The organism is Metabacillus sp. Hm71 (genome assembly GCF_051842955.2).
Taxonomy (GTDB): Bacteria; Bacillota; Bacilli; order Bacillales; family Bacillaceae; genus Metabacillus.
On sequence record NZ_CM200278.1, the window covers coordinates 3,965,575 to 3,985,667 of the forward strand.

28 protein-coding genes are annotated in these 20,093 nt (G+C 34.5%); 3 read left to right on the forward strand and 25 right to left on the reverse strand.

The annotated features are described in order from the left end of the window. Positions 1-20: 20 nt before the first annotated feature. From ACSVDH_RS19605 to ACSVDH_RS19675, 15 genes are all read right to left on the reverse strand, one after another. A complete protein-coding gene (locus ACSVDH_RS19605) occupies positions 21-752 on the reverse strand; it encodes a glycosyltransferase family 32 protein (protein ID WP_439250155.1) in 732 nt (243 codons plus the stop codon). 35 nt (positions 753-787) lie between these two features. Continuing rightward, positions 788-1,903, reverse strand: a complete 1,116-nt coding sequence (locus ACSVDH_RS19610) for a DegT/DnrJ/EryC1/StrS family aminotransferase (RefSeq protein ID WP_439250316.1) — start codon at positions 1,901-1,903, stop codon at positions 788-790. Between the two features lie 37 nt (positions 1,904-1,940). After that, on the reverse strand, positions 1,941-2,579 hold the full coding sequence (locus ACSVDH_RS19615; protein WP_439250153.1) for an acetyltransferase: 639 nt from the start codon (positions 2,577-2,579) through the stop codon (positions 1,941-1,943). Next, on the reverse strand, positions 2,576-3,184 hold the full coding sequence (locus ACSVDH_RS19620) for a sugar transferase (RefSeq protein ID WP_439250151.1): 609 nt from the start codon (positions 3,182-3,184) through the stop codon (positions 2,576-2,578). Before ACSVDH_RS19620 ends, ACSVDH_RS19615 begins: the two co-directional genes overlap by 4 nt. A 13-nt stretch (positions 3,185-3,197) precedes the next feature. Next, positions 3,198-3,332 carry a YwzD family small protein gene (locus ACSVDH_RS19625; protein WP_439250149.1) on the reverse strand — a complete coding sequence of 45 codons (135 nt, stop codon included), beginning with the start codon at positions 3,330-3,332 and terminating at the stop codon, positions 3,198-3,200. A gap of 11 nt (positions 3,333-3,343) precedes the next feature. Beyond that, positions 3,344-4,414: an EpsG family protein gene (locus tag ACSVDH_RS19630; protein ID WP_439250147.1), complete on the reverse strand. Its 1,071-nt coding sequence runs from the start codon at positions 4,412-4,414 to the stop codon at positions 3,344-3,346. Between the two features lie 25 nt (positions 4,415-4,439). Beyond that, the gene (locus tag ACSVDH_RS19635) at positions 4,440-5,342 is read right to left on the reverse strand and encodes a glycosyltransferase family 2 protein (RefSeq protein ID WP_439250146.1); all 903 of its coding nucleotides are present in this window, start codon (positions 5,340-5,342) and stop codon (positions 4,440-4,442) included. A gap of 3 nt (positions 5,343-5,345) precedes the next feature. Then, entirely contained in the window at positions 5,346-6,455 is a 1,110-nt protein-coding gene (locus tag ACSVDH_RS19640; RefSeq protein ID WP_439250144.1) for a glycosyltransferase family 1 protein, read from the reverse strand. An 11-nt stretch (positions 6,456-6,466) separates the two neighbouring features. After that, positions 6,467-7,534, reverse strand: a complete 1,068-nt coding sequence (locus tag ACSVDH_RS19645; RefSeq protein ID WP_439250142.1) for a glycosyltransferase — start codon at positions 7,532-7,534, stop codon at positions 6,467-6,469. Continuing rightward, positions 7,497-8,663, reverse strand: coding sequence for a glycosyltransferase family 4 protein (locus ACSVDH_RS19650; RefSeq protein ID WP_439250140.1), 1,167 nt, complete (start codon positions 8,661-8,663; stop codon positions 7,497-7,499). Before ACSVDH_RS19650 ends, ACSVDH_RS19645 begins: the two co-directional genes overlap by 38 nt. A 55-nt stretch (positions 8,664-8,718) precedes the next feature. Then, positions 8,719-9,600 (reverse strand): UTP--glucose-1-phosphate uridylyltransferase GalU, encoded by an 882-nt coding sequence (gene galU, locus ACSVDH_RS19655; protein WP_439250138.1) that lies wholly within the window; start codon positions 9,598-9,600, stop codon positions 8,719-8,721. Between the two features lie 18 nt (positions 9,601-9,618). Then, positions 9,619-11,442, reverse strand: a complete 1,824-nt coding sequence (locus ACSVDH_RS19660) for a polysaccharide biosynthesis protein (RefSeq protein WP_439250136.1) — start codon at positions 11,440-11,442, stop codon at positions 9,619-9,621. Positions 11,443-11,463: 21 nt separating this feature from the next. Then, positions 11,464-11,619 carry a hypothetical protein gene (locus ACSVDH_RS19665; RefSeq protein WP_439250134.1) on the reverse strand — a complete coding sequence of 52 codons (156 nt, stop codon included), beginning with the start codon at positions 11,617-11,619 and terminating at the stop codon, positions 11,464-11,466. Between the two features lie 233 nt (positions 11,620-11,852). Then, positions 11,853-12,530, reverse strand: a complete 678-nt coding sequence (locus ACSVDH_RS19670) for a polysaccharide biosynthesis tyrosine autokinase (RefSeq protein WP_518618338.1) — start codon at positions 12,528-12,530, stop codon at positions 11,853-11,855. Then, complete coding sequence (locus ACSVDH_RS19675) at positions 12,511-13,248, reverse strand: YveK family protein (protein WP_439250131.1); 738 nt, start codon at positions 13,246-13,248, stop codon at positions 12,511-12,513. The genes ACSVDH_RS19670 and ACSVDH_RS19675 overlap by 20 nt, the downstream gene beginning before the upstream one ends. Before the next feature lie 491 nt (positions 13,249-13,739). Between ACSVDH_RS19675 and ACSVDH_RS19680 the strand changes: the two genes are divergently transcribed. Next, positions 13,740-14,123, forward strand: coding sequence for a helix-turn-helix domain-containing protein (locus tag ACSVDH_RS19680; RefSeq protein WP_439250130.1), 384 nt, complete (start codon positions 13,740-13,742; stop codon positions 14,121-14,123). Then, complete coding sequence (locus tag ACSVDH_RS19685; RefSeq protein WP_439250128.1) at positions 14,116-14,247, forward strand: anti-repressor SinI family protein; 132 nt, start codon at positions 14,116-14,118, stop codon at positions 14,245-14,247. The genes ACSVDH_RS19680 and ACSVDH_RS19685 overlap by 8 nt, the downstream gene beginning before the upstream one ends. A gap of 91 nt (positions 14,248-14,338) precedes the next feature. Here the strand turns inward: ACSVDH_RS19685 and ACSVDH_RS19690 are convergent, their stop codons facing one another. Beyond that, positions 14,339-14,587 (reverse strand): YxzE family protein, encoded by a 249-nt coding sequence (locus ACSVDH_RS19690; protein WP_439250127.1) that lies wholly within the window; start codon positions 14,585-14,587, stop codon positions 14,339-14,341. 120 nt (positions 14,588-14,707) lie between these two features. On the opposite strand from ACSVDH_RS19690, the gene ACSVDH_RS19695 reads away from it, so the two are divergent. Beyond that, positions 14,708-15,022, forward strand: a complete 315-nt coding sequence (locus ACSVDH_RS19695; RefSeq protein ID WP_299087973.1) for a DUF3889 domain-containing protein — start codon at positions 14,708-14,710, stop codon at positions 15,020-15,022. Between the two features lie 161 nt (positions 15,023-15,183). Here the strand turns inward: ACSVDH_RS19695 and ACSVDH_RS19700 are convergent, their stop codons facing one another. Genes ACSVDH_RS19700 through comGA form a run of 9 tightly spaced genes read right to left on the reverse strand, consistent with a single transcriptional unit; the run spans position 15,184 to position 19,925 of the window. After that, entirely contained in the window at positions 15,184-15,375 is a 192-nt protein-coding gene (locus ACSVDH_RS19700) for a YqzE family protein (RefSeq protein WP_439250125.1), read from the reverse strand. A 54-nt stretch (positions 15,376-15,429) separates the two neighbouring features. Then, positions 15,430-15,924, reverse strand: a complete 495-nt coding sequence (locus ACSVDH_RS19705) for a shikimate kinase (protein ID WP_439250123.1) — start codon at positions 15,922-15,924, stop codon at positions 15,430-15,432. 43 nt (positions 15,925-15,967) lie between these two features. Next, positions 15,968-16,348, reverse strand: a complete 381-nt coding sequence (gene comGG, locus ACSVDH_RS19710; RefSeq protein WP_439250122.1) for a competence type IV pilus minor pilin ComGG — start codon at positions 16,346-16,348, stop codon at positions 15,968-15,970. Between the two features lie 3 nt (positions 16,349-16,351). After that, positions 16,352-16,846: a competence type IV pilus minor pilin ComGF gene (comGF, locus tag ACSVDH_RS19715; protein ID WP_518618340.1), complete on the reverse strand. Its 495-nt coding sequence runs from the start codon at positions 16,844-16,846 to the stop codon at positions 16,352-16,354. Continuing rightward, entirely contained in the window at positions 16,773-17,099 is a 327-nt protein-coding gene (gene comGE / locus ACSVDH_RS19720) for a competence type IV pilus minor pilin ComGE (protein ID WP_439250121.1), read from the reverse strand. Before comGE ends, comGF begins: the two co-directional genes overlap by 74 nt. Next, positions 17,086-17,532: a competence type IV pilus minor pilin ComGD gene (comGD, locus tag ACSVDH_RS19725; RefSeq protein ID WP_299087962.1), complete on the reverse strand. Its 447-nt coding sequence runs from the start codon at positions 17,530-17,532 to the stop codon at positions 17,086-17,088. Before comGD ends, comGE begins: the two co-directional genes overlap by 14 nt. Next, on the reverse strand, positions 17,513-17,824 hold the full coding sequence (gene comGC / locus ACSVDH_RS19730) for a competence type IV pilus major pilin ComGC (protein ID WP_439250119.1): 312 nt from the start codon (positions 17,822-17,824) through the stop codon (positions 17,513-17,515). The genes comGD and comGC overlap by 20 nt, the downstream gene beginning before the upstream one ends. A 9-nt stretch (positions 17,825-17,833) precedes the next feature. After that, positions 17,834-18,868 (reverse strand): competence type IV pilus assembly protein ComGB, encoded by a 1,035-nt coding sequence (gene comGB / locus ACSVDH_RS19735; RefSeq protein WP_439250117.1) that lies wholly within the window; start codon positions 18,866-18,868, stop codon positions 17,834-17,836. Beyond that, entirely contained in the window at positions 18,858-19,925 is a 1,068-nt protein-coding gene (comGA, locus tag ACSVDH_RS19740; RefSeq protein WP_299087953.1) for a competence type IV pilus ATPase ComGA, read from the reverse strand. Before comGA ends, comGB begins: the two co-directional genes overlap by 11 nt. Between the last annotated feature and the right edge of the window lie 168 nt (positions 19,926-20,093).

The following is a 20,093-nucleotide window of genomic DNA, read 5'->3' on the forward strand; positions in this document are numbered from 1 at the left end:
ATTCTCCTTAAGGAATATTTTCATCTAAAAGATTTCCTTAATCTAGCAATATTTTCACCACCGATTACCTTAGCTGCTATTGTTTTGATTTTACTTTTTAATCTAGCTTTAGGAGGTAACCAGCTCTTATAAAAATGATGTATTGCATAAGTATTTTCTGTTATAAATTTTCTACAGTTTATATAATCGTATGGAGAAAAATAGGTTTGAGGAAAAAAAGCTCCCTTCCCAACTAACTTTTGATATTCCCCATTTGTTTTTAATCCATTATTTTTTAAGATATTTGTAACAATCGCTACATTAGTTAAATCATCGAACGTACCGTCTTCTTTTATGAACCTTTTTCCGTGATATGAATCTAAAAATAATTTAATTAATAAATTCCCCTTTTTGGCACCAATCGTACTTGTAGCGATATAGTTTTCTTGTTCAAATCCCCAGAAAGATTCATGACCTAATAAATCATCAAATGATTTAAACACTTCTACATCCGTGTCTAAATAAATCCCACCAAAATGATATAAAGCATACACTCTTACATAATCACTAACGAAAGCAAATTTCCCTGATTGATAAGCCTCATTAACATATTTATTACTTTTAAAATCAAAGTTTTTTTCATTCCATTCGATCATTTCATAATCAGAAAGATTCTGTCTCCAACTTTTAATACATTTTTGAACGATTTCAGGTTTTTCTTTATCACCGAACCAGCAGTAATGAATGATTTTAGGAATCGTAATAGAGTTCATTTTGCAACCTCCCTTCAAAACAATAGATTTATGTACTAAACTCTAATTTTTAAACAATCTTTTACACACTTTATTATTCTTTTTTGTTCAACCTCAGTTATGTTCGATCCTGAAGGAAGACATAATCCTGCGGTAAATAAATGTTCCGAGACACTCAAATCTTCCCTGTGAACATAAAATTTTGCTCCGTTAAATAGGGGTTGCAAGTGAAGTGGTTTCCAAACTGGACGTGCTTCTATATTTTCATCAGCCAAACTATTTAATAAATAATGGTTTGAAAATCCAACGATTTCTTTATTAATAGTAATAGCTGTAAGCCAGCGATTAGATTGTGAATTGTTTAATTCGGGCATGAATTTTATACCTGGAATAGATTCTAACTCTTTGGTATAACGCTCAAAAATTAGCCTTCTTGCTTTTACTCTCTCTTCTAACACTTCCAATTGGGCCCTGCCAATTCCAGCAAGTACATTACTCATTCGATAATTAAACCCCACTGTACTATGTTGATAATGAGGAGCAGGATCCTTTGCTTGTGTCGCTAAATACCTTGCTTTCTCTAATAATTCCTTATCATCCGATACTAGCATTCCGCCGCTTGATGTCGTTATAATTTTATTTCCATTGAATGAAAATACTCCAAACTTTCCAAAAGTCCCACTTGCTTTTCCTTTATATGTGGAACCAAGCGATTCGGCTGCATCTTCAATAATTGGAATATTATATTGATTACACAATGCAACAATTTCATCCATTTTTGCACTCTGACCGTATAGATTTACTACAATTACCGCTTTGGGTAGATTTCCGTCATTTGATGCTTCATCTAAAGCACGTTTAAGAGCTTGAGGGGACATATTCCATGTCTCAGGTTCTGAATCAATAAAAACAGGTTCCGCTCCCTGATAAAGGATTGGATTAGCACTTGCTACAAACGTCAAAGTAGAACAAAATACTTTATCTCCTCTTTTTACCTCTAATAAAGAAAGAGCCAGATGAATGGCTGCAGTACCTGAACTTACGGCAACAGCTTCACTGACTCCTACATAATTTGCTATTTCTTTTTCAAACTCATCAACATTTGGTCCTAATGGTGCAATCCAGTTTGAATCAAATGCATCTTTTATATATTTCAATTCATTTCCGCTCATATGCGGGGAAGAAAGATAAATTCTTTTCGGTTGCACATTAAACACCTTCCACAGTTTTTATTAATTTAGCCGGAACTCCTACGGCCGTGCTATTTTCGGGAATCTCATTTATTACTACTGCCCCAGCACCAATCACTGACCAGGAACCTACATGAACGTTAGGGATAAGAGTTGCTCCTGCACCTATATGTACTCCTTTACCTATATTTACATTTCCCGTTAAAGTTGCATTTGGTGACACATGAGAAAAATCATATACCTTATTGTCATGTTCTATGATCGACCCTGTATTAATAATAACGTGATTTCCAATTTCTGAATCAGCATTAACAACAGCATTTGCCATTATCACAGTCCCTTTTCCTATCTTTACACTTGGGCTTACTATAGCCGAGGGATGAATAATCGTTATATAATCGAAAGCTTTCAGGTTAAGTGACTCAACAATATGTTTTCTTATTTGATTATTTCCAATTGCCACTATAAATTTAATATCTTCATATTGGCTTATAAGAAATTGGTAAGCTGAGATTGGACCATAAAAAATGTCATCATTGCTCACAATATCTTTATACTTATAATCCAGGAATGCTATTATTTTATGACAATTATTAAAATTAAGCATATCAATAATTATTTTACTATGACCACCATGACCGATTATAACAATATTCATCCATTTCCCTCTTTTACTCTGCTACCTTTGAATTTTTCAATTGTGGCGTTACCTGGTTGATTAATTCCTTGTGATTTTATTACCTTATTTACAGTTAAAAATAAGATTTTTAAATCAAGAAAAAAAGTTTGATTTTCAACATACCAAACATCTAATTTAAACTTTTCTTCCCAAGAAATACTATTACGACCATTTATTTGAGCCCAACCTGTAATACCAGGTTTTACAAGATGTCGTTTTGCCTGCTCTTCTGTATAAAGTGGTAAATATTCCATTAATAATGGTCTTGGACCGACTAAACTGATATCACCTTTTATCACATTAATTAGTTGCGGAAACTCATCTAAACTAGATTTCCTTAAGAACTTACCAAAAGAAGTTAATCTCATATGATCAGATAACCATTCACCATTATCATCTTTTTCATTAGTCATTGTTCGAAATTTATAAAAATAAAAAGGCTTACTGTGTAAGCCTGGTCGTTGTTGTCTGAAAAAGATTGGTGAGCCTAAATTTATTTTTACGAGTAATGCAATGGAAATCATCAGTGGGGAAAGCAGAATAAATAAAATGACTGAAACTACTAAATCAAATGGACGTTTCATTTTCCCCCTTCTTTCATTTTAGTGTGTACAACAGAATTTCTTTTTTAATTTCTTCAATTAGTTCTATTACACTAATGTTTTCTGTTTCTTGGCTGATTTTATATACATTTTCTAAAATTTCTTTAAAACTTAGTTCAGATAATTCCATATAGCTCCCTCTTATAAATTTATATAATCGCTAGTATAATATAAATTTAATGAAATTACTTGCTCATAATAAAAATACATCAAATAACATATTAATAAGCAATAATACACAAATTTCTTATTGCTCTTTTTAAATAAATAAATAATCCAAGAAATTAAGATTAAGTTATATAAGCTAAAATAAATATTAAATCTCGCAAAAATCCAATTCTGAGTTGCAATGATCATAAATAATAATCCTATTACAGACATATTTACAATAATGTCACTTTTTGGCCATAGTTTTCTTAATTTATCTCTTCCAAGATATGCAATTATTATAGGTACCAAATCGACAAATACCCTAATAATGTTCGCTCCACCAGCGTCAAAATTACTGTAATGACCATATTGTGTATCTTCAATTGCAGAAAATAAAAATTGTGAAAATACATTAAAACCAAAAACAATTAAGATCGCTAATCCTAATAATAAATATGTAACCTTAGTCCAAGCCTTTCTTCTAACAATAAAATAAATTGGAATTAATATTAGTGCACTTTCATGAAATGTGGATGCCAAAAGGATAATAAAAAAATAGCGTTTAAAATTCCCATCAATCAAATATTTAGTTGCCCAAAATATAATGGAAGCAGCTAAAAATTGACGTATACCATTCATTGATACTGTAAAAATACCTGATGTGATATAAACATACATACTTAATTCAATCATTTTTGTATAATGGTATAAAGTAAAAACGATTAAAACATTTGTTATTAATGCTGTTATGAAAATAAGAAGCTGTGGATCGCTAGATATGTTTTTTAAAATCATTTGTAAGACACCAAAGCCTGGGTCCTTATTCATTATTATATATTCCCAGGTGAAATCTTGAATTTCATATGAGTGCATGTATAAATAAGTATCACCAATATTATTTCTTAAACCAGACACAAGTACTATGCAAACCAGTGCTAAAATAATCAAAAATTTATTAGGTCTTATACTTACTTGAGAAAGTGAAGCACTATTTGCTGGTACATACCTAGATAAAAAAGCTATTATAAACACGGTAAAGAGCAATGCCCAAAGTACTGTCATTTTTCTATCCTTTCAATCTAAATTATTAACCACTTTTTAGCACAGTTGCTTTACTTGTTCTCGTTATATAAAAATAAAGTAATACCCCAAATGGTGTCGCTAATAAAGTTGTAAAAAATTTAGGTGATTCTAATAAAAACTTCTTATTCCCTATCATCAAACTACTAGACACATAATGCATCGACTCTCTAAGACTTTCTTTAAATGTTGGTGCATATTGAATCGCTACCTGTCTAAAAAAAGCAAATCCATTAGGATTTTTCTTATATTGATTAATAATATTCATACTTGAACCATCCGGTAAATACTCGACATAACAAAGAATCTCGTTCATTACCAGTAATGGAAACTCTTGATCAATTAGTATATATTTATAGCTTAATGGACAGTATTTTTCGCCTGGGAAGACTGGATAAGGCGGCGTTTTTTTCGTAAGTTCTGTTCTATAAACTAACTTTTTATCCCCTTTTACTTTATGCTTTCCATAAAGATGTGAAAGAGTAGATTCTTTTAGATGGTCAGGCATTTTTGTTCCTATTACCTTTCCATCTTGTGTTGCATCAAGACCGACAATACCTGCATATTGGTCACTGCCATGGCTCTGCCAAAATTCAACAATTTTTTCTACTGCGTCGTCTGCCATATAGTCGTCAGAATCGATGCAGACATTTAGTTCTGTTTCAATTAACTCATAAGCTGCATTATGTGCTCCATGCATTCCTTGGTTTTTCTGATAATGATAACGAATCGGTACTTTCTTTTCATTGATCCACATTTGAATAAGTTCTTTTGTATTATCAGTTGAGCCGTCATCGATAATTAGCCAGACAAAATCCTTACTTGTTTGCCTTTTTAGACTTTCGTAACAAAGGTGTAGTGTATAAGCACGATTAAATGTAGGCGTAAACACCGTTAATGTTGGATGCATTTCTTACACCTCCACCTTTTCTAAAGAATTTTCAAAGTAAAATTCTGTTAACCAGTTTGCCATCGTCTTTGTATCATATCCATTACTTTGTAGTATTTTTGATGTATCTGCATGTTCAATTGTCGTGTTTATTATCTTTTCAGCCCATTTGTCTGCTGTGTCTTTTAAACTTAAATATTGTATTCTACCAGTAATATTCGCTTCTGTCGTGATAGAATCAGAAACAATACAATTTAAACCAGCTGCTTGGGCTTCAACCAATACGACAGGTAATCCTTCAAATAAAGATGGAAATAGAAAAAGATCCATTACTTGCATAAGTTGTGGTATATCCTCTCTAACACCTAAAAACTTAACTTGAGAAGATAGCCCAAGCCTTTCCACTTTACTTTCCATTTCTGTCCGAAGGTGCCCACCACCTATTAATAGAAGCAGTGCATCCTTTTTTTTATCTGCTACAGCTTTAAAAATATCAAGAAGGAATTCATGATTTTTCTGTTTATTAAATCTACCAATATGGCCGATTACTAATTGATCGTTAATATTTAGTTCCTTTCTTATTTCTCTTCGTAGTTGTTCATTGTACTTAAAATCATCTACGTTTACAGCATTATTAAGTACTGTAACCTCTTTCTGTTCTCCAAATAACCATTTTCCAGCGTTCTTTGAGCAAGCAAAATAATCGGTAGGATTATCCTTCATGACATTTCTTGCATATAATCGAAAAGGAAGTTTTATATCAAATCCTAAATCACTTAAGTGGCTGTGTGTTATTCTGCATGGAACCCCGAATCGCTTTGCTGCCCGTAAGACGAAACTACTATTTTCGTTATTATGTGCATGAACAACATTAAATTCTTTATGCTTAGCAAAAAAGTCATTTAACAGATTAAAATATTTTCGATAATTACCAGGACGAATCTGTGGCATTCGAAAAATTTTACCGCCTAAACGCTCAATTTCATCATCATAATGACCTCTTTCTTCACGATGCACCATAAAATCAAATTGAATTTTCATTCGGTCAATTTGCCGGTAATAATTCATTAACATTGTTTCAAGACCGCCGCGATTCATGATCGTTACTACTTGTAAAACCCTTATAGGTTGCAATTTTATCCCCCCTATCTAATTGTTTTCCTTAGAACTTCGATTGACATTAACATGATGTATAATCCGAAGGCTAATCTTTTTTTGGCAAAGTAAAAAAACGTTTTCCAGATTATTGAACAATGCTTCAATTCAAATTGATCGAGAGAACGTTTGATACGAGAATTATTTAAAACATTTTTCAAGTCACTCACTTGTTTAAGAATTGAGTATCTATTCCCTTTACTAATTGTATTCAACCCTAATCCTAACGTACTTAAGCTAATGCGATTACTAAGAGCTATTTGAAATTCCTCACTCATATTTTTTTCATACAAAAAGTTTTCTATACTATTATAAAGCTTACCAAACTGACTGACTAAATTTGGATTGTGTTTTGATGTAATCGATGTGTTGTTTGCACGCCAATAATGATAATAAGGTTTGTTAAGAAATACGAAGCTTTTCGCATAATAACTAGCATAAATATTAAAAAGTGTGTCTTCATTGCTGCCTATTTCCTTTAATTCTACAAAATGTATATTATTGTTTTTTATTAATTCTGCTCGATATAGCTTTGACCAAACCGTTCCCCAAGCATCAAGGAGCTCAGGATTTGCAACCTCTTCATTTAATGGACCAACTAAACGACGCATGAAGTTTTTTTGAACATCTCCATTGTGAAAGGAACTTAAATTAGGTAAATCAAATATTTTTTCTTTTGCATGTGTACCGAATTCACGAATATAACTACACATGACGATATCTATTTGATCCTTTTCAGCGATCTCCAACATATGTTTATACATAAAAGGATTAATCCAGTCATCTGGATCAACAAAGCCGATATATTCTCCATTTGCTTTCTTTACTCCATCATTTCTCGCAGCTGAAACACCTTCATTTTCCTTATCTATAACAACAATTCGATCATCTTTATCCGCGTATTCCTTGAGAATAGTTAAGCTAGAATCTGTCGATCCATCATTAATGCCTATAATTTCAAAACCCTTTAACTCTTGTTTTAATAAGCTATCTAAGCATCTGCCTAAATATTTTTCTACATTATATATAGGCACGATTATACTTATTTTTGGTTTCATCTGTCTCCCTCAACATATACCGAGAATATATATGATCTAATTCTTTTTTTACAGTTCCTAAGGAAAATTTGTTTACCATTCTTAAACTATTTTTTCCTAGAACTTCATATAACTCTTTATTAATCCCTAAATCTTGCAATCTATTAGAAAATATTTTGCATTCTCCATGTTTAATAATAAACCCATTTTCTTGATCCTTTACTAACTGACAATGCCCCCGATTCTCCGTCGCCACCACCGGCAATCCGCATGCCATCGCCTCCATAATATTAACTGGCAACCCTTCCCGCAAACTGGAGGCGACTGCCACATCACAGATTGGAAGGAGATTGACAATGTCGTTGCGATAGCCTAAAAACTCTACCATATGATCAACACCAAGCTCAGAAGCTAATTTTCTGCAAGAATCCTGAAATACACCTTCCCCTGCTAACAGAAGCTTTGCTTTCGGTAAGGTTTCCTTCAATTCAGACATTGCTTTAATAAGAAGCTGCTGATTCTTATTTTTGTTAAATTCGGCTGCGTAGAAGAGCAGGAAATCTTCTCGTTTGTAACCTAGTTTCTTTCTTTGCTCGTTTTTTTCTGTATGGCTGATCGGTTTGAATCGTTCCGTATCCACCCCGACCCCATGAACATGTTCCACCTCACCTGACTTAAATCGGTGGGAAATCGCCAGTTTGTAATCTTCCTCATTTATCGTGATCAAACAGTCTGTATATTTTGCTAATGCTTTCTCAATCGGATAATAAAGAAGCCAATTTATCATGGGAGCTCCTTTGCAAAAATGAAAACCATGTGCTGTATAAAGAACCTTTGTTCCACTTTTTCTGGCATGCTTTGCTGCCAAGCGTGATAGAACGCCTCCCATCGGTGTGTGGCAATGGATGATCTTAAAGTCATTTTCATGAATGATTGATTTTAGTTGCTGAAAGGCTGCAATGTTCATTTTGTGAAAAGGTGAGCGTTGAATCGGAATATTATATTTCCGATCAACATATGGAAGCTCGATTTCTCCGTTTGCAGCAATATGAACCTCCCAGCCTTTTTCTTTAAACCATTTCAGGATTGGCAGATGAAAGGCTTTGAAATGATAGTCAACGGTTGCACAGAATAACACTTTATTTAGCATGGTTTTTTCACCCTTTTTAAGAGCATGAAAAAAACACCCTGATATCATATGGGTGTTATATTTCAGTCATTTCTTTTTCGATTACCGTATTTAAAAACTGCAATAGTTCGTACTTTAGTTCTTCTCGCTGTAATGCGAGCTCAATGGTTGTTTGAATAAAGCCCATTTTCTCACCAACATCATAGCGTTTGCCCTCAAAGTTATAGGCATAAATGGCTTCAAAGCGGTTAAGTGATGCGATAGCATCTGTCAGTTGAATTTCACCACCAGCACCTGGACTTTGCTCCTCCAGCATGTCAAATATTTTAGGATTTAAAATATAGCGACCCATGATCGCCAGCGTAGAGGGTGACTCCTCTTGCTTTGGTTTTTCAACTAGATTGCTAACATTATAGAAACGCTCGCCAATTTCTACTGCATCAACAATTCCGTATCGCGAAACTTCTTCTTCTTTTACATGCTGTACACCAATAATTGATGCGTTGTAGCGCTCGTATTGTTCAATCATTTGCTGGAGGCAAGGCTTTTCTGCTCTTACGATATCATCTCCAAGTAAAACAGCAAAAGGTTCATTGCCGATAAACTTTCGGGCACACCAAATCGCATGGCCTAAACCGCGTGGTTCCTTTTGGCGAATATAATGAATATCGACTAATTTCGATGCTTTCTGTACTTCGCTCAGCAATTCCAGCTTTCCTTTTTCCATTAACGTGTGTTCAAGTTCAAAGGAATGATCAAAGTGATCTTCAATCGCACGTTTCCCTTTCCCGGTCACGATAATAATATCTTCTATGCCTGATTCAACCGCCTCTTCAATAATGTATTGAATCGTAGGTTTATCAACGATTGGCAGCATTTCCTTCGGCATTGCTTTTGTTGCAGGCAAAAATCTTGTTCCTAAGCCTGCTGCTGGAATAATTGCTTTTCTTACCTTCACCGACGACACTCTCCTCTATTATACTGACACTAATTTCTTCTGATAGGCAATTCGTTCATTTGCTAGATCGACCAATACTTTTCTTAAATGATTTCGTTCTAGTAATCTAAAGTTATTGATAATATACTCAATTTCTTCTATATATAACTCAGAGGTTTTTCCAATGTAGATCTTCGGATAAATTTGCTCCTCGTGAACTTCCTCTTTCTTTAGCAGCTCTTCGAAAAGCTTTTCACCTGGCCTCATCCCGGTAAATTCAATGCCGATGTCGTCAATATTATTTCCTGAGAGCTTTATCAAATTTTTCGCAAGATCGACGATTTTAACTGGTTCTCCCATATCAAGGACAAAAATTTCTCCGCCCTTTGCTAAGGCACCAGCTTGAATGACTAATCGCGATGCTTCTGGTATGGTCATAAAGTAACGAACCATATCAGGATGTGTCACGGTTACGGGGCCGCCATTTTGAATTTGCTTTTTAAATAACGGGATCACACTGCCTCTGCTTCCTAATACATTCCCGAAGCGAACTGCGACAAATCTTGTTGAGCTTATTTGGTCAAAATGCTGTATAATCATCTCAGCTAAACGCTTAGTGGAGCCCATCACACTTGTCGGATTTACAGCCTTATCCGTTGAAATCATGACAAATGTTTCTACACCATGTAAATTTGAGGCTTCGGCAATATTCTTTGTCCCGATGATATTATTTTTAACCGCTTCCTCAGGGCTTCGCTCCATTAACGGAACATGCTTATGTGCCGCTGCATGGTAGACAACATCAGGTTGATAAATGGTCATGACGTTCATAAGCTTATCGTAATCCTGAAGATCCGCAATTTCGGTAATGAATTCGATACCAGTGTCTTTGAAAGCTTCCTTTAACTCCATTTCTATCGTATAAATACTGTTCTCTCCATGCCCAAGTAAAACTAGTGCTCTCGGATTAAATTTTGAAATTTGCCTGCAGATCTCAGATCCAATGGAACCGCCAGCACCTGTTACAAGCACCACTTTTTCTGTTACATAATCACAGATGCTTGTCATGTCAAGCTCGACTGCTTCTCGTCCGAGAAGATCTTCCACCTGGACATCACGGAATTGGTTAACAGAGACCTTCCCAGTCATCAGATCTTCAAGCATAGGAATCATTTGTGTTTTTGCTGATGTTTTCGCACACTCCTTAAATATTTCATTAAGCTGTTTTTTATTTAAGGATGGAATCGCAATGACAATATTTGAAATGTGTAACGAGTTTGCCAGCTGCTCAATTTGCTTGACACCGCCGATAACAGGAATCCCTAAAATATCTAGCTTTTGCTTATTTACATTATCATCAATAAAGGCAACGGGAAGCAGCTCAGCATCATGGTTGTGTAATAGCTGTCTTGCGACCATTGTTCCGGCTGCACCCGCTCCTACAATCAGTGTTCTCTTTTTATTTAAAGGGTGTTTTAAGTACGTATCTCGATAAACTCTCCAAAAGAAGCGCGAACCCCCGATCAACAGCAAATGAATCATCCATGTGATGGTTAAGATCCGGTAATCAACCTGTTTTTGGACAAGTTGTTGAACGATGCCTGTCACTATAATTGTATAAGTGATGACCTTAAAAATGCTGATTAATTCCCCAATGCTAGCATATTCCCATGCTTTTTTATAAAGCTTATATAAAAATGAAAATAAATGATGACCAAACAATAACGAGATGGAACTGATAAACAATTGGATTGTTAAGGCTTGAAGAGATGGATTAATTAACAATTGGCTAAAATAAATCGTTGATAATACAATACATGAATCTAAAAGAATCAATAACCATATGCGACTATGATAAGACATTGCTTTCTCACTCCCTTCCGCTTAATCTTGTGACATTTTCTTAAGAATGATAATTCGTTTTTCAATCGCATAATCGAGAACTTTTTTAAATTGCTCAAGCTGGTCAAGTGATGCATCCTGTTTTATGTAGCGCACGAGCTTTTTCATGACCTTAGGAAATTGATCAAACTCCTTCATGGTTTCAGCTCCTTTTATTAAAATCCTTACCTATATATCTCATAGCCGAGACATATACGTAACCATTTTAATAAGTTGGGCATTTAACCCGCCCTCACACCACACTCTTGACGACTTGCGTCTAAGGTTTTTTCAACCCACAGCATGGCCGAGTACCTCCATTGATAAAGGAGAGGAGATATCACCTTATAAAGCACATATTATTCTTAATAAAGAACATATAAACAAAAAAATTATTCCCTTTCGTTCAAAATCACACCGAGCACTTTTGCCCTAACGAGATTTAACAACCGATTTGCCTCAGCGGCTTTTTCCCGATCTGATTTGCCGCTGTTTAGAACCAAAACGACACCATCACACTGTCCTGCTAGAAGCTTTGTATCAGTCGTTTCAAGCACTGGCGGACTATCAAATAGAATCACATCATATTCTTCTTTGCTATCTTTTATAAAGTAACTCATCGCCTTTGAGCCAATTAATTCCGTAGGATTTGGAGGAATTAACCCGCTTGTTAAGACCTCCAGTCTGCCAATCTGCGTTTGAAAGATGGCATCTTCTAATGAAGTACGCCCCATTAATACATCTGTTAACCCATAGGAATCCTTTAAATTAAAGGATGTATGTAAGATCGGTTTACGAAGGTTTGCATCAACAAGCAAAACTCTATCACCTTGCTGTGACATAGAAATCGCTAAGTTAATGGCAGATGTTGTTTTTCCCTCACCTGTTGAAGGCGAGGTGATCATTAGCGTTTTATGCTTGCGATCAATCGATGAAAACTGAATATTTGTCCTAATGGTCCGAAATTGTTCAGCAATTTTTGAGTTAGGGTTCGTATGTGAAACAAAATGGCGCTTTGTCATTTCTTTTAACGATTTTTTTCTATTTAAATTAAGAACCAAGTGTCTCACTCCTATACTCAAATCTCGCCTGCTTTTTTTTCTTTTTTTGCATATTTTTCTTTTTCATTTTCGATACAGATCCTAAAACTGGGATACCAAGCAGCTCCTCAACTTCATATTCCTTCCTTACACTGTTATTTAACGAATCTAATAGAAAGGCTATTCCTATACCAATAACAATCCCACCGATAAAACCAATTATGACCGTTTTGTTTCGATCTTGATTAATTGGTATAGGGTTAACCTTTGCATCAGAGAGCCGCTTCACATCTTTAAAATCCATGATCTTAGGGATTTCTTCTTTATATGTTTCAGCCACTGCATTCGCAAGGGTAGCTGCCTGTTCAGGGTTGGAATCAAGAACGGTAATGGTAACAACCTGGGAATTTTCTATGCTGCCAACCGTTATCTTATTGCTTAAAACTTCTGGTGGGTAAGATAATTCTAACTTGTTCACTACCTTTTCTAAGACGGTTGTATCTTGAATAATAACCTTTAACGTCGTGATTAAACTTGCATCAGCGCCAATGATGATGCGTGAGGTTGCCTGATACATAGGGGTATAGGTTGTAAATGAATAATAGGCACCCGCAGAGGTTGTAAAAATTGTTAGGAAAATAATAATCCACACATATCGTTTTAATACTTGAAGAACCTCTTTTAAATTTATTTCTTTCGCTTGTTTATATTCATGTTGTCTGTCATCAAACTCAGGAAAGCTGGACATGTTACTTCTTCACCTTCTTAATTAAGATTTCATTCTTAATAAAGAACAAAAAATTTTTTTACTGTTTTAGATGTTTCCTCTTCTATAAAACTAGAATAGTTCACTATAAAGAACAAGTCAACATTATTTCGTTAATTTTTTAAAGTTTTACAAAAAGTAAATAAATAGTCTTATTTAAATTTTATCTTTACTGTTCCTCTATCATATTTTGTTTGCATCCTATTTATGACAAAATGATCTAATCTCCCGTTCATTTAAAAGATTCCTTCATGATCATAACCAATATTGTCTAAGATCAATATATGCCATTTCACCTATTTTATAAAAGTTTCAAATTTCGTCTAATTTTCGTTAAAAAGAACATAAATCCCAGTTTTTCTCTATTTTTCTTTGATTTTCATATTTATTTGTTATTTTATTAAGAACAAATTGTTTCATATAATGAATGATGAAAGACTATAATAGGTGATGAAGATAAGGAGAACGTCTAAATGGTGGGAGAACGTTTAAGGGAGCTGAGGCTGGAGAAAGGATATTCAATAAGTGAATTAGCTGAGTTAGCCGGAGTTTCAAAATCTTACTTAAGCTATATTGAACGCGATGTACAAAAAAATCCTTCGCTGCAATTTTTAAAAAAGATTGCGTCAACATTGGACATAGATGTTGAAGTGTTGTTAGGTCCCTCAGCTTCTGAAAACCAATCAAAGAATTTTGTGTTTGATGAAGAATGGAGCCGATTGTTAAATAAGGCAATTGAAGAAGGTATGAGTAAAAAGGATTTTAAAGAATTTAGAGATTATTTAAGGTTTCAAAAATGGAAGGAAAGAAAAAAACAAGATTCCAATCTTATCCAGGAGGACAAGCCAAATGAATGAAGGAAAGACAAAGCTTCATGCCGAGCAGTTAGATAAAGAATGGATCGAACTTATGAAAGAAGCAAAGAAGCTTGGATTGTCCTTTGATGAAATTCAACAGTTTCTTCAGCATGGGAAGGTTTAAATGTAACAAAAAGGCCGTCATCTGACGACCTTCTTGTTCGTTTTCTTTTCTCTTCATCACGATTATTGCTAATCACTAAGGGAGAGAAATATTAATCTCCCCCGCCTCCACCGCCGCCATCTCCTCCTGAATCACCGCCAAAGCTGCTAAATGAATCATTAGAAGAATCACTATGTCCTTGTTCATGTTTAGGATCGGAATCACCTATCAAATTTGGTGGAATAAAGGTTGAGTTATGTTTTCTCGATTTTTTGTTTTTCTTGCTCTTCGTACTAACGATTACAGCTATGATCATAAAAAACAATGTAATGAAAAAAAGAGTAGAAATAATGGCTTCCATCTTTTATCCTCTCCTTTTTCGTTTTACTTTCATGTATTCAATTGTCAAACCCTTACCATCTATGAAAATGTATAGCTTTCATGTAATTGGAAATAAATACATAGTAAGGGTGGTGTCAACATGAAAAAATGGATATTTTTTCTTACTTTACTATACGGTTTAACTTTTTCTCCGGTTTCATTTTTATCGGACGCTCAGGCTGTTTCCCAAAAAACCTGGGAAGAAGTTGCTGTCAATGAAACAAAAAAACGATATCCGTTATCACAAGTACTGTTTTCACAGAAAATTTGGGACAATTCAAAAAAGGATATCACAGTAAAGCAATATCGGTTAACATTACGAGAAGGTATGGAGGACTTTGCGGTCTATACAACCATTACCTATGATTCTTCCACTGGCGAAATCAAAAAGATTCAGGTTATTCCTGAAGCATAAGAAAACGATAAGTGCTGGCTCTATTTAATAAAGGAGTCAGCTTTTTGATTTCTTTCATGATAACATAAATCCAGTGTGGAGGTTTTTCAAAAAATGAAAACAATTTTTAAAAGCTAATAAAAAACGATACAATTCCACTATAAATTGTACCGTTTTCAACCTCATTTTTTTCGTTTATTCAACATCAGCTTTAGAGAAAAGGGAAGGACGCCAAACCACCAATTGCTGTAAAATGTTGATGATGTTTCAACATTTTTTCGTTCTTCACGAAGCTGCTTTCTAGCTTCTTTAGGAGTATCCATATATTTGACGATTTGTTGTGTTACATATTTAACATAGTCATTAGCAGACAAGGCAAAAACACCTCTAATCTTTTGTTATCACCTCTATTTATTGCCAAAAGCCATTTATTTTAGTCGTGTTTCGATTTCATTTACGATTTCTTCAATGCTTTTATTTGATGTTTCGATCAGAAACGTGCAATCTTGATAGTGCTCTTCACGCGAAAGATATAATTCAGCAAGTTGCGCTTTTGTTTTCTTACTGGCAAGCGGTCGATTTGTATCAGTATGAATGCGATCGTAAATAATGTCTAAGTCGGCATGCAATGAGATCACATATCCATGCTTTTTCATCCATTGGCGGTTTTCTTTTTTTATGACGATTCCTCCGCCGGTGGTAATAATAACATCATCCGTAGGAAGCTCTTTAAGAATAGTCGTTTCCTCATTTCGAAAGAATTCCTCTCCATAGTTCGTAAATATCTCTTTTATCGTCATATTCAGCTTTTTCTCAATTTGTTGATCTGTATCAAGTACTGGCAAAGCAAGCTCTCTAGCCAAATATTCTCCGATTGTTGTTTTTCCTGCGCCCATAAACCCAGTCAAATAAATTGCCTTCAACGCATAAATCCTCCACGGTTTTCTTTCTACAATAACACAAGAGCTAATATTCAGACCATAAGATCATTTCATTTTTTGATAGATCAAATTGATATCTTGCTTTATTCACTTTATTTCTTATTGTTTTACATGTTAAGTGTACTTCATAAATGCTTGGAGATAATTTCTTGATTTCATAAGAAAGGCTCCCATTTATTGTATTTGATTGATAAGACATGATAGGTGTGGCTGATTGGCTTTTGATTTCCAAAAGTGACTGATCTACCGCGAGTTGCATTAAATTTTCCAGTATATAATATTGCTTTGTTTCCGAATAAAACTGTTTTTCACTAATCAGGACACTTGAAATATAAGCAACGATAAACAAACAAAAGAGGATAACACCGAGTGTGGTTGGAAAAATAAATCCTTTTTCATTCCTCATATCTCATGCCCTATCCCTCATAAATCGAAAGGTATATTGAAATTCATTTCCAGCTTTACTTACCAAAGATAACTGGATCCCAGAAGGCACCTGTTTAAATTCAAGTGTTTTTACTTTTAGTAAAAACAGTTCATGTCCTGTTCCATACACCTGTCTGCGAATCATATTAGGATAGTAATGAACACTAACCAGTTTCCCTTCATTATTTGTAAAGGTTATTTCCGTTGTTTTTACAGAAAGATTCTTTGCCTCATTTAATTCTTTTTGTAATTGAATAACAAAGAGTTCCCATTCAAAAGGTTTTAAATCATCTGAATGTTGAGAGTGTGTAAGTAAAAAATGGAGGATAACGGAAAGCGATGTGATAATAATCGAATAGATAAAGAAGGATAAAATTAAATTTAAAAACGTATATCCTTTTTCATTATGTAACCAGATAACATACTGATTTTGTTTTTTCGAATGAATTTTTCCAAGATAAGCATGCCTTTGAATAATTTCTTTCCTCCTCCCATGTTAAGGTATAGTGTACATTATCCTTTACAAACTGTTCATTTAACTTTGGAGCTTGATCATAAAACACCTGTTGTGTTTTTTCGTGCAGTATCTTATAGGCTTGTAATGACTGTTGGGCGTTAAGTCTTTCTTGCGTTAAGAGAACAAGCTGAGGAATGAGAATTGTGACAATCAAGCTCCACATACTGAATGCTGCGATTGTTTCTGCAAAGGAAAATCCCTTACAATTTTTCAATATTCATCCTCCCCTTTCCAAGATAAAAAACAGCTTTATAGGTTGTTTCATGATAAGTGATGTGTAACGTTCCACTTTTTTGAATAGATCCATTGCCGTTATACGTCACCCGATTTTTAAGTGTAACTCCTTCGATTTTTATATCAGCATGGTATTTCCTTGTAAGTAAAGTTTTATTCGTATCAACTGATACCACTTTGTATTGATGCTGATCTACTAGAAATAAAATATATACGGTTGATTCATTCACTAATGCAAATTGTTGGGTAAGCAATACATCCTTTTCAAATTGATCTAAAAACGTATCTATGATTTTTTTATGATACATAGGTACAATGTTCATTATTACAGTTAAACTCATAATGCTTGCAATTGATAGAACAAGCAGTGATTCGATAAGAGTAAAACCATTTTTATTGTGTTGCTGCTGCACCTTCAGTTACCTCACCATTAGCAGATATCGTCACACTGCTTCCATTTGGACATTTCGGCGATTCTCTCAAGTAACCTGCATCCACTAATTGATCCACAGTAGGCGTGGCATTGTTTTCAATTTCATATGCGGTTACTTGTGCTTGCACCATATTAATTAAACCTTCGCAGCCTTTCTCTTGAATACTAGAATTATGCTTCGTTACATTCGGTATTGTGATTAGTAATAAAACCGAGATCACTAATAGGACGATAAGCATTTCAATTAGTGTAAAACCCTTTTGATTGTTCATTTTTCCCTCCTACAAATTTTCCATCATATTATACATTGGCAATAGCATAGATAAATAGACAAACAGAACAACTACTCCGACAAAGGCGTAAATGGTTGGTTGGATAATGGCCATCGTCTTAATAATTTTATTCTCCAGCTTTTCGATCACAAATTGACTATACATAAATAACTCCCTGGCAAGCTGTCCATTCGCTTGTCCATGTAAAATGACAAGTGCAAGCTCCTTTTCATAAAAATGGCTATCTTCAATTATTTGATGAAGCTGTACTCCTGCTTTTAATTTTTCAATAAAACGGCTGGCTTCTGTTCGATAAAATGGCAATATATTTTGCTTTTCAAAGATTTTTAGGCTTTCAAACGTAGAGAGTCCTCCCCTTAATAAATTACTAAGCTGAAGAGCAAAAAAATAGCTATGCAGCATACAGAAAATTCTTTTAACGGTTGGGATTTTAATCATAATCTCCATTTGTTCATTGATCGGCTTTTTCTTAAAAATAAAAAAATAATAGAGGATGATCATTATTGTGATGATGAATCCACCTATACCACACCACTTCAACAATGCAAAAAGAACTAATAGAAATATAGAGAAAAAAGATTGTTCCAAATTCATTGAATTGTAAAGCTGCTGAAATTGCGGACTTATAACCGATTGTACAATGGAAAGGATGATACTGACGGTTATAATTAAAAAGATTGGATAGCGAAGGATTTTTGCAAGTTTATCTAAATGAGTCATTTTTTTGTGAAGAATTTCGCTGCTTTCTTTTAATGCAAATTCCAAATCACCATGCTGCTCTGCAAAATAAAGGTAGCTCAATACATCGCGGTGAAAATGCAATTTGGAAAGAACTGATCGAAATGAATGCCCTGACGAAAGCTGGTTTATACAAATTAATAAGTCCCTCTTTTTACTGCCTTGTTCATTGACATAAAGAAAACTTAACGCTTCGTTCAAGGTATAGCCCTTTTCAAGCATACTGCTTAACCTTTTTAAAATTTCTGCTTGCTCCTCCAAGCTCCATTTATCTTTAATCTTCATATCGAAACACCCAACGGTCATATGAATTTGGGTATAAATAACCTAAAGCAATCCCCTTTTTAATGACATCTTTCAGCATCGGATAGGAATAGGCTGCCACTTCTCCCTTTGCTTCCTTTACAACAGCAGCCAGGTTCTTACCAAAAAGTAATTCATAGACACTTAAGCGTCTTTTTTTTCTGAGCTTTTTACAGTAAGGAGGACATTCTCCTTCGCAAAAAGGGCATTTTAACTGAACAAGCCGTTGAGCAGAAACTGCAATTAAGGTTTGTTCAATCTCTGATAAACTGACATCAAACTCCAACAGCCTATAAATCGCTCCTTTTGCATCTCTTGTATGCATGGTAGATAAAACCAAATGCCCTGTTAGGCTTGCTCGTATGGCGATTTGAGCCGTCTCCCGGTCACGAATCTCACCTACCATTATGATATCAGGATCATGTCTTAAGATCGCCTTTAAACCAGCTGCATAAGTAATACCTGCTTTCTCATTTACCTGAACCTGCATCACCTCTGCACTTTTTGTTTCTACAGGGTCCTCAAGGGTAATAATATTTCGATTAAAATGACGCTTAGCATAATGAATAAGCGAATAGAGAGTTGTTGTTTTGCCTGAGCCAGTCGGACCAGTAAAAATCATCAGTCCGTGAGAATGGTTTAATATGGAGAGCAGCTTGTTTGTTGTAGCAGGAAATAATGATAGCTGTGTAATTGGCGGAATTTTTTCTTGAGGCAAAAGCCGGATAACAAGGCTTTCTTCATGGATGGTTGGCAATGTTGATAAACGAAGATGAACATTAACATTTGTTGTTGTGATGGAAAGTGCGCCATTTTGCGGCCGTCTCCTCTCTCCAATATCCATTGAGGCAAGAAATTTAAAATGCGAAATAATCCGCTCACATATTTCTTTTTTCATGCTGTGCTTTTCAATCAGATCGTCATCAATCCGGAAATGAATAAGTGTTTCTTTTTCTTTAGGAACGATGTGAATATCTGAAGCTCGTAGGGCACATGCTTCTTCAATCAGCCGTTCACTAAGTTGTTCAATGGATTGCATGGTCTCATCTCCTTTCTGTTGCTTGCTACAAGGTCATTTTACAAGATATCTAACGGAATATCACATTGAGGAAAGAGAATTTTAAAGGATGGAAAATATGTTTTCTAACAATAAAAAATCAAAAAAAGATAGATAATCATTAAAAATATGTTATAAAAACTAAAAATT